13 protein-coding genes and 1 pseudogene are annotated in these 16,744 nt (G+C 59.6%); all 14 read left to right on the top strand.

Annotated elements, in window-relative coordinates; all coding sequences use genetic code 11:
* The first annotated feature begins 36 nt into the window (after positions 1-36).
* Positions 37-2,181, top strand: a complete 2,145-nt coding sequence (gene cheA / locus ACFOFO_RS16925) for a chemotaxis protein CheA (RefSeq protein WP_390332117.1) — start codon at positions 37-39, stop codon at positions 2,179-2,181.
* 22 nt (positions 2,182-2,203) lie between these two features.
* Entirely contained in the window at positions 2,204-2,725 is a 522-nt protein-coding gene (locus ACFOFO_RS16920) for a chemotaxis protein CheW (RefSeq protein ID WP_390325489.1), read from the top strand.
* Between the two features lie 186 nt (positions 2,726-2,911).
* On the top strand, positions 2,912-4,624 hold the full coding sequence (locus ACFOFO_RS16915) for a methyl-accepting chemotaxis protein (RefSeq protein ID WP_390332218.1): 1,713 nt from the start codon (positions 2,912-2,914) through the stop codon (positions 4,622-4,624).
* Between the two features lie 691 nt (positions 4,625-5,315).
* Positions 5,316-5,633: pseudogene (locus ACFOFO_RS16910) on the top strand (methyl-accepting chemotaxis protein); the annotation flags it as partial.
* Between the two features lie 47 nt (positions 5,634-5,680).
* Positions 5,681-6,550 (top strand): CheR family methyltransferase, encoded by an 870-nt coding sequence (locus ACFOFO_RS16905; protein ID WP_390332217.1) that lies wholly within the window; start codon positions 5,681-5,683, stop codon positions 6,548-6,550.
* 10 nt (positions 6,551-6,560) lie between these two features.
* Positions 6,561-7,172 (top strand): chemoreceptor glutamine deamidase CheD, encoded by a 612-nt coding sequence (gene cheD / locus ACFOFO_RS16900; RefSeq protein WP_390332114.1) that lies wholly within the window; start codon positions 6,561-6,563, stop codon positions 7,170-7,172.
* 45 nt (positions 7,173-7,217) lie between these two features.
* Complete coding sequence (locus tag ACFOFO_RS16895; protein ID WP_390325484.1) at positions 7,218-8,294, top strand: protein-glutamate methylesterase/protein-glutamine glutaminase; 1,077 nt, start codon at positions 7,218-7,220, stop codon at positions 8,292-8,294.
* A 97-nt stretch (positions 8,295-8,391) separates the two neighbouring features.
* Positions 8,392-8,790: a chemotaxis response regulator CheY gene (gene cheY / locus ACFOFO_RS16890; RefSeq protein ID WP_390325482.1), complete on the top strand. Its 399-nt coding sequence runs from the start codon at positions 8,392-8,394 to the stop codon at positions 8,788-8,790.
* Position 8,791: 1 nt separating this feature from the next.
* Complete coding sequence (gene cheZ, locus ACFOFO_RS16885; protein ID WP_390325481.1) at positions 8,792-9,475, top strand: protein phosphatase CheZ; 684 nt, start codon at positions 8,792-8,794, stop codon at positions 9,473-9,475.
* A gap of 74 nt (positions 9,476-9,549) precedes the next feature.
* Positions 9,550-10,758 (top strand): EAL and HDOD domain-containing protein, encoded by a 1,209-nt coding sequence (locus tag ACFOFO_RS16880; protein ID WP_390332112.1) that lies wholly within the window; start codon positions 9,550-9,552, stop codon positions 10,756-10,758.
* 496 nt (positions 10,759-11,254) lie between these two features.
* Positions 11,255-12,466: a flagellar biosynthesis protein FlhB gene (gene flhB / locus ACFOFO_RS16875; protein WP_390325477.1), complete on the top strand. Its 1,212-nt coding sequence runs from the start codon at positions 11,255-11,257 to the stop codon at positions 12,464-12,466.
* Entirely contained in the window at positions 12,463-14,547 is a 2,085-nt protein-coding gene (gene flhA / locus ACFOFO_RS16870) for a flagellar biosynthesis protein FlhA (RefSeq protein ID WP_390325474.1), read from the top strand. The genes flhB and flhA overlap by 4 nt, the downstream gene beginning before the upstream one ends.
* Entirely contained in the window at positions 14,544-15,905 is a 1,362-nt protein-coding gene (flhF, locus tag ACFOFO_RS16865; protein ID WP_390325473.1) for a flagellar biosynthesis protein FlhF, read from the top strand. The genes flhA and flhF overlap by 4 nt, the downstream gene beginning before the upstream one ends.
* A complete protein-coding gene (locus ACFOFO_RS16860) occupies positions 15,898-16,743 on the top strand; it encodes a MinD/ParA family ATP-binding protein (RefSeq protein ID WP_390325472.1) in 846 nt (281 codons plus the stop codon). Before flhF ends, ACFOFO_RS16860 begins: the two co-directional genes overlap by 8 nt.
* Position 16,744 lies beyond the last annotated feature (1 nt).

The following is a 16,744-nucleotide window of genomic DNA, read 5'->3' as shown; positions in this document are numbered from 1 at the left end:
AAAAGCAAGACCACGAGCAAGTGACGGAGTGCAAGAATGACCATCGATATGAGCCAGTTCTTCCAGGTGTTCTTCGATGAAGCCGAAGAACTGCTGGCCGAAATGGAGAGATTGCTGTTGGCAGTCGATGTCGCGGCACCGGATGCCGAAGATCTGCATGCGATCTTCCGCTCGGCGCATTCGATCAAGGGCGGCGCGGCCACCTTTGGCCTGAACGACATGACCGAGGTGACCCATATTCTGGAATCGCTGCTGGACGCAATCCGCAACGGCGAGCTGGCGCTGACGGCGCAACATGTGGATGCCTTCCTGTCATCCAAGGACATCTTGAAGATGCAGCTTGACGGTCATCGCCATGGCGCAGCGGTCGCTCAGGATGCGGTGGCCGACGTGCGCATGCTGCTGCAATCCTTGCTGCAGGACTCGCTGAGCAGGGTCGTGGTGCCGTTATCATCCGTCCGCATCGCGACGGGGAAGGAAAAGGCAGGCGCCGAGCATTGCTTCCGGATCGAAATGCCGGAAGTGGCGCAACGCGATGTGGACGCGTTGGCGACAGAACTGGGCCTGCTGGGCAACATCAGCACTGCGGCGCTGGATGGCAAACGATTCGTGCTTATGCTGGTGACGACCGAAACTGTCAGCGATATCGAGGCGATCTGTTCATTTGTGCTCGACCCCGACGATCTGAAAATTACCGAACAAGCGATGCCGTCAGAGTGCGCGACGGGTGACCGCAGTGACGAAGAGCGTGGCTATGGTTTCTTCGAGCCGTTGGAATACATCCGGAACAATGCCAAAACCGATGAACAGCGCGGTTACGGTTTCTTCGATCCCTTCGTCCCTGACGGCGGCGGACAGACTGGGGCCCCCGCCGAGCCAGCCGGACCGGCTGCGGACGAATTGCGTCATGCGCCGCCGATCGAGGTACTGGAAGTCAACGCCAACGATAAGAAAACGCCCTCCAGGCGCGAGAGCGACAGGGCCGGCGCTTCGGAATCATCATCAATCCGCGTCAGCATCGAAAAAGTTGATCAGTTGATCAACCTGGTCGGCGAACTGGTGATCACGCAGGCAATGATCGAGCAGCGCAGCGATGGGCTCGATCCGATGCTGCACGAGCGGCTGCTGGCTAGCGTCAGTCAGCTGACACGCAACACCCGCGACCTGCAGGAAGCGGTGATGTCGATCCGCATGATGCCGATGGATTATGTGTTTTCGCGCTTTCCGCGCATGGTGCGCGATCTGGCCGGCAAGCTCGGAAAAAAGGTCGATTTCATCACGCATGGCGCGGCGACCGAACTCGACAAGGGCCTGATCGAGCGGATCGTCGATCCGCTGACGCACCTGGTGCGCAACAGCATCGACCACGGCATCGAGATGCCGGCGGCCCGCGCGGCGGCCGGCAAGAGCGAATCGGGCCGGCTGTTTTTGTCGGCTTGCCACCAGGGTGGCAATATCGTGATCGAGGTCAGTGACGACGGTGGCGGTCTGAACCGCGAGCGGATTCTGGCCAAGGCCGTGCAGCAAGGGTTGCCGGCATCGGATGCGATGAGTGACAGTGAGGTCTGGCAGCTGATTTTCGCACCCGGCTTTTCGACGGCAGAGGCGGTCACCGATGTGTCTGGCCGCGGGGTCGGGATGGACGTGGTCAAACGCAACATCACCGCGATGGGCGGTACTGTCGACATTCGCTCGGCCAAGGGATTTGGCACCACGATTTCGATTTCATTGCCGCTGACCCTCGCGATCCTCGATGGGATGTCGGTCAAGGTCGGCGATGAAATCTACATCCTGCCTCTCGGTTTTGTGACTGAATCGCTGCAACCCGCGCCGCACGATATCAAGCAGATCAGCGGTAAGGGTTGCGTGGTGAAAGTGCGCGGCGACTATCTGCCGCTGATCCCGCTATACCAGATGTTCGACATTGCACCGCGCTACACCGACCCGTCGGCGGGGATCATCGTGATCCTCGAAGCCGACGGCAAGAAGGCAGGCCTGTTGGTCGATGAACTGGTCGGCCAGCAGCAGGTGGTGGTCAAGAATCTGGAGTCGAATTACCGCAAGGTGGCCGGTATCTCGGGCGCCACCATTCTCGGCGACGGCGGCGTGTCGCTGATCCTCGATGTTTCTGCACTATTACGGTCAAGCCAACAGCTTGGCCTTGAATCCGCCTTCACCTGATTATCTGATGGGATCTCACGCCATGACGCATGTACAAGAACGAGCACAATCCAGTAACGCAGCAGTCAACGCGATCGCCGGCAAGGACGGCGCCGGCAGCGAATTCCTCGCCTTCACCCTGGGCCAGGAAGAATACGGTATCGACATCCTGAAGGTGCAGGAAATCCGCGGCTACGACGCAGTGACGCGGATCGCGAATGCGCCCGAGTTTGTCAAGGGCGTGGTCAATCTGCGCGGCATCATCGTGCCGATCGCCGACATGCGCATCAAATTCAATCTCGGCACCCCGGTGTACGACCAGTTCACCGTCGTCATCATCCTCAATATCAGCGGTCGGGTGATGGGTATGGTGGTCGACAGCGTATCGGACGTAACGACACTGACGCCGGAACAGATCAAGCCGGCGCCGGAGATGGGCGCTGCGTTCAATACCGATTACCTGATCGGCCTTGGCACGCTGGAAGAGCGGATGCTGATCCTGATCGATATCGACAAGCTGATGTCGAGTGCGGAAATGGGTTTGATCGAAAAACTGGCGACCTGAGGCGGCACGAAGCCAGGTGTGATGGAAGTAATGCTTCCTCCGGCCAGTAATGATGTTGGGAAATCAATACTCGCAAAACGAGCTTGGTGGGTGTGATATCGATACCCCGTGAAAATGGTAGTTGGTGAATGTGGCAAGCGTAATGCGCTATTCAAACTAAAAAAGCTAAGCGACAGGGGAAGCATGATGGACACGAATAATTTACGTATTGGCGCAAGATTGAGCCTTGCTTTCGGCATCGTGCTGACACTGATGATTGCCATCCTGGTTGCCAGTAGCATGGTAGGCACGAAAAATCGCGAGCAGATGATGGAAGGGCTCAATTTTGCCAATTCGAAAGCGGAACTGGCCAACGGCATGAAGAGCGCGATGCTGGAAACGAGCATCGCGATTCGCAACATGCGCATTCAATCTGAAGTCGCCTTGATGGCGAAAGAAGAAGCCAAGGTCAATGACCAACGCAAGCGCTACGCAGCCTTGCGCGACAAGCTGACTGCGCTCGGTTTGACGGATGCCGAGAAAAAAGCCATCGATGAAATCAGCCGGCTCGACAAAGACTTTGACGAACCGTTCAAGCAGGCGCTGACCATGGCGCATGCATTCAACGCCGAAGGCGCGGCCGAATTGATGACCACCAAGATCGATCCGATTAGCGAAAAAATCATGGTGGAGCTTAACCAGCTGGTCGATAGTCAGCGCACGGCATCGGCCGCCATTTTTGAAACTACCGCGGCCGCCGGCAAGCAAATGATGAACCTGCTGATACTGGCCGGCGTGGCGGCACTGGCGTTCGGCATATTTTGCGCGTGGCGCATCACACGCAGCCTTACCTCTCGGCTGCAGGGCGCGGTTGCGGTCGCAAAGAAGGTCGCGCTCGGTGATCTCAGCTCTCACGTCACCGTGGTTGGCAAGGACGAGATCAGCGAACTGCAGCAAGCGCTCAGCGACATGAACGACAGTCTGGCCAAAACCGTCGGCCAAGTGCGGCTCGGGACCGAAACCATCACGGTCGCCTCGCGCGAGATCGCTTCCGGTAACGCCAACCTGTCCTCGCGCACCGAGTCGCAGGCCTCCAGCCTGGAAGAAACCGCCAGTGCGATGGAACAGCTGACTTCGACTGTCAAGCAAAATGCCGACAATGCCCGTCAGGCAAATCAACTGGCGGTGTCGGCATCGACCGTCGCCGTCAAAGGGGGCAAAGTGGTCGGCCAGGTCGTCAATACCATGGGTTCGATCAAGGAAAGTTCGCGCAAGATCGTCGATATTATTGGTGTGATCGACGGCATCGCGTTCCAGACCAATATCCTGGCGTTGAATGCTGCGGTCGAAGCTGCACGTGCCGGCGAGCAGGGCCGCGGCTTTGCGGTGGTGGCATCGGAAGTGCGCAATCTGGCGCAACGCTCGGCCGGTGCCGCGAAGGAAATCAAGGCGCTGATCGGCGACTCGGTCGACAAGGTCGATGCCGGCAGCAAGCTGGTCGACGATGCCGGAAACACCATGCAGGAGTTGGTACTGTCGGTCCAACGCGTCGCCGACATCATGGCCGAGATCACGGCCGCCAGCCAGGAGCAGAGCGTCGGCATTGAAGAAGTCAATAACGCGATCACGCAGATGGACGAGATGACGCAGCAGAATGCTGCACTGGTCGAACAGGCCGCGGCTGCTGCCGAGAGCATGCAGGAGCAGGCGTTGAAATTGTCGCAGGCGGTGAGCGCGTTCAACCTGGGCGACCAAGGGCAGTCGATGCCGGCGCTGCAACCCCGGATTCCGGTGTTGCATGAAGCGCGGGAAATCACGCAGGTCGCGTCGAAACCGAAGTTTGTGCCAGCCAGTTTGTCGAACAAACATCAAAAGTTGGCAGCGGCAGAGGTCGGCGCCGATGAGTGGGAAGAGTTTTGAGGCGGGCCTCGCATGTTCCTATACTCCATATGGCATAGTCAATTATCCGCAAATAAATAGAGTGAAATGCTCATATACTCCATGTAATTTTGTGTTGGAGTGTGCGGAAATGTCGTATTGATTGGTAAAGTGGTCGCTGGTCGGCACATGGCTTGCGGTCAGGGTAAATCGCATGAAGATCCGCGTGAATCTTGGTGCTGCCGGGTTGAGTTCCCTCCCCCTTGCAGGGGGAGGGTTAGGGTGGGGGTAGTGCGGTCGATGAATGATGCACGTTGCCGATCGACCGTCCTACCCCCATCCCAACCTTCCCTCTGCACGGGGGAAGGGGTAAAAAGCCTAAGCCAGCAACAATCTTCATGAGATTCACAAGCAGATCAGTCGGGCAGGCAGGAATTTTTTAGGGTAGGTCATGAAGACGCTGGGGAAATCGTTACGGTATCTGGCGCCAGTCTGCGTCGCGCTGGTAGTCGGGACGCTGACGGCGTTTTGCGTGCAGAGCGTGGCCGCTATTGCCAGCATGGCGGCTGCGGTCGCAATCGTTGTCCTGCATCGGTCCCGCGATGCAGGCGCGGCGCGATTCTCTGTCCGAGTAGGCAAGGATCTCGATCGCATCATGATCGGCGCCGCCGAGACCTCGTTTTTTGTCGATAGCGTCAAGAAAAAAGTCGAGCACGACGTGCACGCGGCCGGGGAAATCGCTTATGCCGGCGCCGTCGATAACAATGGCTATTTCCCGACGCATAACAAGAAGTTTTCGCAGCCACTGACCGGTAGCCACGATGTTGACCTGGTCAACAATCGTATCAAGCGCATCTTTAACGACCGCACCGGCGCCCGTTGCGGCGCCAATACCGCGCCCTTCCTGTTGCAGACTTATAAGCGCGACACCGGCGAAGTGATGCACGATCTTTCGGTACCGATCTCTGTGGCCGGAAAGCATTGGGGCGCTTTCAGGATCGGGTATCGCTCGCGGCAACCGCTCGTCGCTGATGCGACGGCACAGGCCTGAAAAGTCGAATGCCTGTGAATACACAAGACCATCTGCGCGAGCGCTCCATGTCGTCATCCAAACCGGACAATGTCAAGGAATTCGCGTTCACCGCGCAAGACTTTGACCGGGTCCGGACGCTGATCTATCAGCGCGCAGGGATCTCGCTTGCCGCCAGCAAGCAGGAAATGGTCTACAGCCGGCTGGCGCGGCGCTTGCGCGCTACCGGGATCATCTCATTTTCGACCTATCTGGCGGATCTGGAGTCAGGACGCAATGACGGTGAATGGGAAGCCTTTACCAATGCACTGACGACCAATCTGACGTCTTTTTTCCGCGAATCCCATCATTTCCCGATTCTGGCCGAACATGTGCGCGACCTGAAAGGCCCGATCACGGTCTGGTGCTCTGCCAGTTCGACCGGAGAGGAACCGTATTCGATTGCGATGACGCTGTGCGAGGCATTCAACACGCTGACGCCGCCGGTCCAGATCATCGCCACCGATATCGATACCAATGTACTGACGACCGCAGCCAACGGTGTGTATGCGATGGACCGGCTGGACAAGATGCCGGCGGACCGTGCCAAGCGGTTTTTCTTGCGGGGCAAAGGCGAGCAGGCGGGGTTGGTGCGAGTGCGCCCGGAATTACGCCAGATGGTGACCTTCAAGCAACTCAATTTGCTGGCGGACAGCTGGCCGATAGCGGGGCCTTTCGATATTATTTTCTGCCGCAATGTGATGATTTATTTTGACAAGCCGACCCAGGGCAGGATCCTGTCGCGCTTTATTCCGCTGATGAAACCGGATGCGCTGCTGTTTGCCGGACATTCGGAAAATTTCCTGTACGTGTCGGAGGCGTTGCGGCTGCGCGGCAAGACGGTGTATGAGCTGGTCGGCAGACATCTGACGGCGCCACTGACCCCACGTCGGGCATGAGAACACACCTATGAGTCAAACCATTCAGGGCCAGTTCGCAACCAACGTCTATTTCGACCGGACCTTCGATTGCGATGCCGCAAAAATTTTGCCGGGTGAATACTATTACACCGGCGAGGACATGCTGATCGTTACCGTGCTCGGCTCATGCGTATCGGCCTGTATTTTCGATCGCGTCTCCGGTATCGGCGGCATGAATCATTTCATGCTGCCCGACGGCGGGGCGGGCGATCGTGACAGTCCGGTATCGGCGTCGATGCGTTATGGCACCTACGCGATGGAGATGCTGATCAACCAGCTGCTGAAGGCTGGCGCGCGGCGCGAAAACTTGGAGGCCAAGGTGTTCGGCGGTGGCAACGTGCTACGCGGGTTTACCGCGATGAACGTGGGCGAACGCAATGCCGATTTCGTACGCGATTATTTGCGCGCGGAAAAAATGAGGATCACCGCCGAAGACCTGAACGACATTCACCCGCGCAAGGTGTATTTTTTTCCGCGCACCGGCAGGGTGCTGGTCAAGAAGTTGATGCAGACGCACAACGAGGTGTTGGTCAAGCGCGAGCAGGATTACGCCAGCCGACTGAAGACGACGCCGATTGGCGGCGAGATCGAGCTGTTCTGACATGATTGAAGACAGACAAAGGGTTACGCCCGGAAGGCAGGCTGCATGAAAATTAAAGTGCTGATCGTGGACGATTCCGCCCTGATCCGCAGTGTGATGACCGAAATTATCGGCAGTCAGCCGGACATGGAAGTGGTGGGCGCCGCGCCTGACCCGATCGTCGCGCGCGAGCTGATCAAACGCACCAATCCTGATGTGCTGACGCTGGACGTCGAAATGCCGAAGATGGACGGCCTCGATTTCCTTGAAAAGCTGATGCGCTTGCGGCCGATGCCGGTCCTCATGGTGTCGTCGTTGACCGAGCGCGGATCGGAAATCACGATGCGTGCGCTCGAACTGGGCGCCGTCGATTTCGTCACCAAACCGAAGATTTCGATCCAGCACGGCATGCTCGAATACACCGAGATGATCGCCGACAAGATACGCTCCGCCGCGAAAGCGCGGATTCGGGCACGTCCGCATGCGACCACTGATGCGGCCAGAGCGCCGGGGGAGCAGTTGCCGCCGATGCGCAACCCGCTGGCCAGTAGTGAAAAGCTGATCATGGTCGGCGCATCGACCGGCGGGACCGAAGCGATCAAGCAGTTTCTGATGCAAATGCCGTCCGACTGCCCCGGCATCCTGATCACCCAGCACATGCCGGAAGGCTTTACACGATCGTTTGCCCGCCGGCTCGACAGTCTGTGCAAGATTTCTGTCAACGAGGCCGAAGGCGGCGAGCGTATCCTGCCCGGGCATGCCTATATCGCACCGGGCCATTCGCATTTGTTGCTGACGCGCAGCGGTGCCAACTACGTGACGCAACTCGATCAGGGGCCGGCGGTCAACCGCCATCGACCCTCGGTCGACGTGCTGTTCCGCTCGGCCGCTGTAGCAGCCGGAAAAAACGCGGTCGGCGTTATACTGACTGGCATGGGCAAGGACGGCGCACTCGGCATGTTGGAAATGAAAAATGCCGGCGCTTATAATTTTGCGCAGGATGAGGCGAGCTGCGTCGTGTTCGGTATGCCGCGCGAGGCAATCGCGGTCGGCGCGACCGACGAAGTGGCACCGTTGAACGAACTCCCTGGCAAGGTGATGGCCCATCTGGCAACGCATGGCAGCCGTGCATTGCGCGTATAGCACGCGGCGCTATTCTGCCAGCCGAGTCCCGATTCAAGTTCACGCCCGCACTGCCGACAATACAGATAACCGGATTTAGGAAACAACGGAGTAATTCATGGCTGATCCAAAGACGAAGTTTTTAGTAGTAGATGATTTCTCAACGATGCGTCGCATCGTCCGCAATTTGTTGAAGGAACTCGGTTACACCAATGTCGACGAGGCGGAAGACGGCGTCATGGCGATGGCCAAGCTCAGGAGCGAACAATTCGATTTTGTCGTGTCCGACTGGAACATGCCGAACATGGACGGACTGACAATGTTGCAACAAATCCGCGCCGATCCGGCGCTGAGCAAACTGCCAGTGCTGATGGTCACCGCCGAAGCGAAGAAGGAAAACATCATCGCAGCCGCTCAAGCCGGTGCCAGCGGCTACGTGGTGAAGCCGTTCACGGCCGCCACGCTGGACGAAAAACTGGCCAAGATCTTCGAAAAACTCGAAAAGGCGGGGGCCTGAGGTGACGTCCGCGCGCAATGCAGCGCTACCGGACCAGGCTGCGATAGCTGCCTCGGACGCCGGTCCGACTGACGAGGTACTGGCGCGCATCGGTCAGATGACACGCACCTTGCACGACAGCCTGCGTGGTCTCGGTCTCGACAAGCTACTCGAAAAAGCGGCGGACCGGATGCCTGAGGCACGCGATCGGCTCGATTATGTGGCGCGCATGAGCGAGCAGGCGGCGCAGCGCGTACTCAACGCGACCGACGCCGCAGCACCATTGCAAGACCAGATCGACAGCGGCGCAGCCAGGCTCGCCGCGGACTGGCAGGCTGCGATCGGCGCGCCGTTTGCACCGACCCAGTACCAGCATCTGGCCGGCCAGACCCTGCAGTACCTGAACCAGACGCGCGGCAATGCAGGCGCGACCAGGGCGCAACTGATGGACATCATGATGGCGCAGGATTTTCAGGATCTGACCGGTCAAGTCATCAAAAAGGTGACCGAACTGGCGCAAAACCTGGAGCAGCAGTTGGTGCAGATGTTGCTGGATTACTCACCAGCCGATGCGCGGCGTCGCATTGATGGTGGCATCAATGGCAACGCCTTGCTCAATGGTCCCCAGATCAAGCCGGTCGGCAACGGCGACGTGGTAGCCGACCAGGGCCAGGTCGACGATCTGCTTGATAGCCTCGGTTTTTAAAGCGCGCGTCTGGTCGATACAGCCGGTTGCTTATTCGCTCACAAATTTAATACTAAGTATTTTTTGAGGCGCACATGGAACAGATGAATTTCATCGTCAGGGAGCCATTGCTGGACCCAAAACAGCGTGTCGTGGGCTATGAGCTGAGCTGGCAGCAGGTCGAAAATAACGCAAGGCCGACCGAAGATGAGCTGGAAGCACTGCTGCACCTTGCGGCGCAGCAGTTCAACGATGATGACGGGGGCTGGCTACTGGGCGACAAAATTCTGTTTCTGGAAATGTCGCCAGCCATGCTGTCGAACGAGATGCTGCCGCTGTTGCCGGCCAAGAGTACCGTATTAACGCTCAATGTCAACGATTTCGCCGATCCAGCCACGCTCGCGCAGGTCCGTGCCGTGCGCGCCGAAGGTTTCGGCATTTCGTTGCGTGGCGCCGATTTGAAGACCCAGGGCAAACTGCTGTCCGATGTCAGCTGTGTCGAAGTCCGTTTTTCCGGCAGCGATTTCGCGACCCAGGCCAGGACTTATGCGGCGCTAAAGCAGGCCTCGATGCGCATGGTTGGCCGGCCAGTCACGACCTGGCAGGATTTTGACGCTTGTGCGCAGCTCGGCCTCGACGCCTTCGTCGGCAAGCTGCATCTGACGCCGCGCCCAGGCAAGGAATCCACGGGTATCAATCCGGCGCAGGCCGTTATCCTGCAGCTGATGGACATGGTCCGCAAAAATGCCGACCTGCCGCAGATCGAGGCGGTGCTGAAACGGGATGCGACCCTGTCGTACAGGCTGCTGCGCTATATCAACTCGGCCGGTTTTGGCCTCGGTCGCGAGATTCAATCACTGCGTCAGGCCCTCGCCATGCTCGGTTATCAGCCGCTGTATCGCTGGCTGTCGCTGCTGCTGGCGACCGCCAGTACCACCGGATATTCTCCCGTCCTGCTCGAGACCGCAGTGATCCGCGGGCGCCTGACCGAATTGCTGGGACAGGCTTTCCTGCCGCGTGGCGAAGCGGAAAATTTGTTCGTCGCCGGCATGTTCTCGTTGCTAGACCGGTTGCTCGGCGTCCCGATGGCCGAGGTGCTGGACAAGGTGCAATTGTCCGAGGCGGTATCTGAGGCGTTGCTGACGCGTGGCGGCATGTATGGGCCATATCTGGCGCTGGCCGAGGCCTGTGAGCTCAATTCCTCACTGATCGGCAGCTTGGCCGCTCCGCTCGATATTAGTCCGTCTGATGTCAACAAAGCGCATCTGGCCGCGCTGGCCTGGTCGCAAAACATCGGGGCCTGATTTATCGCTGTGATGAGGGCGTCAGTCATCCCGGCCATTATTGGCCGAGCGGGTGGCGCTCTTGTTGGCAGATCGATATCCATGTTGCGAATGAAGGCATAAGGTGGCGGCGAGAGCGCCTGCAGTGATCACCCTGTTTGCACCATAACTTCTTCAATGGCGATCCGGTCTGCGGAGTATGGGTTGTTTGTCCTTGGTTTTATTGCGGCGTTGGCGCATCTCGTTAACGAGTATATGCAGCGGCGGCGCGACTTGGTTAGACTCGCCGAGCGCCTCAGGTAGGCTGCGGGTCGCGTCGACCCAGCCGCGTGACCAAACCAAGCGCCTACCAACGTTCCGCCATCGTTGGCGCCATGCCGCAGCCTCAATCGCGAAATACGGGCAGTTTTGCCACCTGTTCCCCCGATGATCTTTCTTGCTTTGCATCAATAATCGACTCTGTAAGCTGCGCCATCCCGTCGTTTGAACGTGGGTGGCGCCGGAACGGGAGTCGGCGATGGCCGAAGATAGCGATCAGGAACGTACAGAACCAGCCTCCGCGCGACGCCTTGAAAAGGCGCGCGAGGAGGGTGACGTTCCACGTTCGCGCGAGCTGGCGACGTGCACGATCTTGCTGGCGGCCGGCTGCGGCTTCTGGATCTTCGGCGAGGGCTTGGTGCGCAAGCTGACCAGCACGCTGGTCTCGGGCCTGGCCTTTGACCGGGCACAGGCGTTCGATTTTGATGTGCTGTTACACCGTATCAGCGCCAATTTCGTCGATGTGCTGATCGCGCTCGCACCGTTCGGCCTCATGCTGATGCTGGTCGCAGTGCTGTCGCCGCTGCTGATCGGCGGCTGGCTGTTCAGCGCAAAAGCCTTGCAACCGGATTTTGGCCGGATCAGCCCGATCAAGGGGCTGGGCAACATGATTTCTTCGCGCGCCTTGGTGGAACTGGGCAAGGCCATCGGCAAGGCGGCCCTGGTCGGCACCGTGGCGTGGCTGGTGATGATGCATCAAAAGGAAGCGGTGCTCGGCTTGGCGGTCGAGCCGCTGAAGGCCGGCAGCGCCCATCTTGCCAGCCTGTTGATGGGCAGCTTCATCGCAATCGTCTGCGCGCTTGTGCTGGTCGCCTGCATCGATGCGCCGTATCAGATGTGGCACTACGCCAACAAGCTGAAGATGAGCCGCCATGAATTGATGGAAGAGGCCAAAGAATCCGACGGCAATCCGCAGATCAAGGCAAAAATCCGTGCCCAGCAACGCGAGATGGCACGACGCCGCATGATGTCCGAAGTGCCGACCGCCGACGTCGTGGTCACCAACCCGACGCACTATGCGGTCGCGCTCAAATATGCCGACGGCAAGATGCGCGCACCGAAAGTGGTGGCCAAGGGCGCCGACGAGGTTGCCGCCAAAATTCGCGCGCTCGCTTCCGAAAACAATGTGCCGTTGCTGGAGGCACCGCCATTGGCGCGCGCGCTGTATCAGCATGCGGAACTGGGCGACGAAATTCCGGAAGGCTTGTATACCGCAGTAGCCGAAGTACTGGCCTATGTGTTCCAGTTGCGCGCCTACCGCCAGCATGGCGGCGTGCGTCCGCAAGCGCCCGCCGACTTTGACGTGCCGCCGCAACTCGATCCGCACAACCCCGCTGCAAATCCAACAAAAGCAACGAACCCAGCGAACGCGACCAGAGCGCCGCAGTCGAATAATGGTGCGATCCAATGAATAGTCTGAAACTGCCGGCCTGGCTCAGTAATGACGGCAGCCGCTCGCTAGTCGCTCCGATCATCATCATCATGCTGCTGGCGATGATGGTGCTGCCATTGCCGGCCTTCGTGCTGGACGTATTCTTCAGTTTCAATATCGCGCTGGCGATCATCGTGCTGCTGACCAGCCTGTACACGGTCAAGCCGCTCGATTTCATGGCTTTTCCGACGATTCTGTTGGTGAGTACCATGTTGCGCCTGTCGCTCAATGTGGCGTCTACGCGGGTTGTGCTGACCGAAGGCCATACCGGTCCGGATGCGGCCGGCAAGGTGATCGAAGCGTTCGGCCACTTCCTGATCGGTGGTAATTACACGGTCGGTATTGTGGTGTTCGTGATCCTGACCATCATCAATTTCACCGTCGTCACCAAGGGTGCTGGTCGCATCGCCGAGGTCGGTGCGCGCTTCGCCCTGGACGCGATGCCTGGCAAGCAGATGGCGATCGACGCCGACCTGAACGCCGGCCTGATCGGTGAGCAGGATGCCCGCCGCCGCCGTACTGAAGTCGCGCAGGAAGCCGAGTTCTACGGTGCGATGGACGGTGCCAGCAAATATGTGCGCGGCGATGCCGTGGCCGGCATCATGGTCACCGTGATCAACATCGTCGGTGGTCTGGTGGTCGGCATGTTGCAGCACGATCTGGATTTCTCGACCGCGCTCAAGAATTACACGCTGCTGGCCATCGGCGATGGCCTGGTCGCGCAAATTCCGTCACTGATCATTTCCACCGCGGCCGGCATCGTGGTGTCCCGCGTTGCCAGCGACCAGGATATCGGCACGCAGCTGATCGGCCAGCTGTTTGCGAAGCCGCAGGTGCTGTACATCACCGCCGGCATCGTCGGCGGCATGGGCCTGATTCCCGGCATGCCGCATATCGCCTTTCTGTTGCTGGCCGCCGTGCTGGGCGGTGCAGCTTATGTCCTGACACAGCGCGCCGAACAGGCAGCGGCACTGGAAGCGCAAGCACCTGCGCCAGTGGCAGCGCCGGAATCGGAAGAGGCGACCTGGCAGGACATCGTGCCGGTCGATACCCTGGGTCTGGAAGTCGGCCACCGCCTGATCCCCTTGGTCGACAAAACGCAGGGCGGAGAGCTGCTGCGCCGGATCAAGGGCATCCGCAAAAAATTCGCACAGGAGGTTGGCTTCCTGGCACCGCCGGTACACATCCGCGACAATCTGGAACTGAAGCCATCGGCCTATCGCATCACGTTAAAAGGTGTCGAAGTCGGCAGCGGCGAGGCTCTGACCGGCCAGTTCCTGGCGATCAATCCGGGCATGGCCAACGGCGTCCTGCCGGGCCCGGTGACCAGCGACCCGGCATTCGGCTTGCCAGCCACGTGGATCGATGCGGCGCTGCGCGAACAGGCGCAGACCATGGGTTACACCGTGGTCGATGCAGGCACCGTGGTGGCGACGCATTTGAACCATCTGATCACGATGCATGCGGCCGACTTGCTGGGGCGGCAGGAAGTGCAGCAACTGCTGGACCATCTGGGCAAGGAATCGCCCAAACTGGTCGAAGATCTGGTGCCAAAACTGATCTCGTTGTCCTGCCTGCAGAAGGTGTTGCAGAACCTGCTGATCGAAGGCGTACATATCCGCGACATGCGTACCGTGATTGAAATTCTGGCCGAATTCGCACCGCAGACGCAGGAGCCCAACGAGTTGACGGCACAGGTCAGGATTGCGCTGGGCCGCTCGATCGTGCAGCAGATTTTCCAATCCACCAGCGAGCTGTCCGTGATGACGCTGGATAACCGTCTTGAGCGCTTGCTGATGCAGGCACTGCAGGCCAGCGGCCCGGATGGCGCCGGCATCGAGCCGGGGCTGGCCGATACGCTGGTGGCGCAGGCCGAACAGGCTACCCGTCAGCAGGAACAGCTGGGCCTGACTCCGGTATTGCTGGTGCCGGCGCCGCTGCGCGCGTTGCTGGCGCGCTTCCTGCGCCGCGCACTGCCACAACTGAAAGTGCTATCGCACGCCGAACTTCCCGATTCAAAAACCATTAGAGTGACCAGCCTGGTTGGAGGCCAAGTATGAACGTAAAAAAATTCACCGCAGCGAATTCCCGCGATGCGCTGCGCAAAGTGCGCGAGCTGCTCGGTCCCGATGCGGTCATCCTGTCCAATCGCACGGTCGAGGGCGGGGTCGAGATTCTGGCGCTGGCGAACGATGATATTTCATCCTTGGCCGCGCCCGCGGTCGAAAAACCGGCGATCATGCATGAGGTAGCAGCGGCGCCGACGTCGGCGCCAGCGCCAGGCGTCGCATCGCCGGCCATGCCTGGTAGCGCGCTGTTTATCCAGCAGCGCCGTTACGACCACGACTACGCGCGCAATCAGGATCAGAACAAGGACCAGGCCTCGGGCCTGGCTGAAGCGCTCAACAATGCGCGCGATATCACACTGGCGCCCGACAATACGGCCAAAGAGCTGAAGGCCGTGATGAGCGAAATTCGCTCGATGCGCGGCATGATGGAAAGTCAGCTGGCGGAAATTTCGTGGGGCACATTGCAAAAGCGCGAGCCGCATAAGGCCGAGGTGCTGCGTGAAATGCTGGCGGCCGGCTTCAGCGCCAGCCTGTCGCGTTATCTGACTGAAAAGCTGCCATCGGTAAGCGACGCAGAAGGCGGCCTGAACTGGATAAAGTCGATCCTGGCACGCAATCTGAACACCTTGACCAACGAAAACGAAATCCTCGAAAAGGGCGGGGTGTTTGCGCTGGTCGGACCCACCGGCGTCGGCAAAACCACCACCACGGCCAAGCTGGCTGCGCGTTGCGTGATGCGGCACGGCACCGGCAAGCTGGCGCTGATTACCACCGACGGTTATCGTATCGGCGGCCACGAACAGCTGCGCATCTACGGCAAGATTCTTGGTGTCATGGTGCATTCCGTGCGTGACGAAGCCGATCTGAGGATCGCGCTGAAAGAACTGAAGAACAAGCATACGGTACTGATCGACACCGTCGGCGTCAGTCAGCGTGACCAGATGGTGGCAGAACAGATCGCAATGCTGTCCGGCACCGATACCGAGGTAAAGCGCCTGCTGTGCCTGAATTCGACCTCTACCGGCGAGACCCTCAATGAAGTAGTGCGTGCATATAAAGGTCCGGGTCTGGCAGGCTGCATCATGACCAAACTGGACGAGGCGGCCACCATCGGCAGTGTGCTCGACCTGATGATCCGCCAAAAGCTCAATTTATTCTATGTGTCGAACGGCCAGCGCGTGCCGGAAGACCTGCATCTCGCCAACAAGCTGTATCTGGTTGACCGCGCATTCAAACTGAAGCGGGAAACGGCGCCGTTCCAGTTTCAGGACGATGAATTGCCGCTGGTGATGGCCGCCGCCGGCAATCCGATGAACGACAGCAGCCTGCGCGGGGTGAGCCTTGGCTAATTTCGACTTCGATCAGGCCGAAGGTCTGCGGCGCATGCTGGCCGGACCCCGGCCGCGCATCGTCACATTTCTGTCGGCGGTGGCGGACGACGACAAGGGCGCCATGCTGGTCAATCTCGGCGCCTCGCTGGTGGGTGCCGGCAGCGACGTGCTGCTGGTCGATGCGCGCTCTGCGACGCGCGGCGTGGCTGGTCGCAGCGGCGCACCGTCGTTGCTGGACGTTGCCCGTCAGGAATGCGCGCTGGATCAGGCGCTCCAGCAAATGTCGGAAGGCTTCAATTTGGTCAGCCTGACACGCGGCAAGAGCCAGTCGCGCGGCGCGGCGACCGAGGATGAGACACGGCGTCTGGCCAAGGTGTTTGATCTGCTTGCCAAACAAGCCGGCATCGTGGTGGTCGACGCGGAGCTTGGCGCCGACGATAGCCTGCCGATTCCGGCGATGGCAAGCAGCGAGATCGTGGTCCAGGTGTCGACCAGTGCGGCATCGATCAAATCGGCTTATAGCCTGATCAAGCGTCTCAGTAACACCCTTGGCCGGCGGCCTTTCAGCTTGCTGGTCACCGGCGCCAGTGAGGTGGAAGCCAAGCGGGTGTACGACAACATCGCGCAGGCGGCCAGCCGTTATCTGGCGATCCAGTTGATTTCGGTCGGCTCGGTACCGGCGGATGAACACCTGAATCGGGCTGCGCATCTGGGCCGGGCCGTGATCGATGCCTTCCCGTTGGCTGGCGCCTCGGTCGCGTTCCGCCAGCTGGCCGGACGCCTTGCCGTGCCCGACTTGTCGACCGTTGGCTTGCGCGTCAAGGCCACCAGCAGCGGCAGCAATCTCGGAATCTGAC

This window comes from Pseudundibacterium arcticum, assembly GCF_042646465.1.
Classification (GTDB): domain Bacteria; phylum Pseudomonadota; class Gammaproteobacteria; order Burkholderiales; family Burkholderiaceae_D; genus Undibacterium_A; species Undibacterium_A arcticum.
The sequence above is the reverse complement of the archived record's forward strand: the minus strand, read 5'-3'. Positions and strand labels throughout refer to the sequence as shown.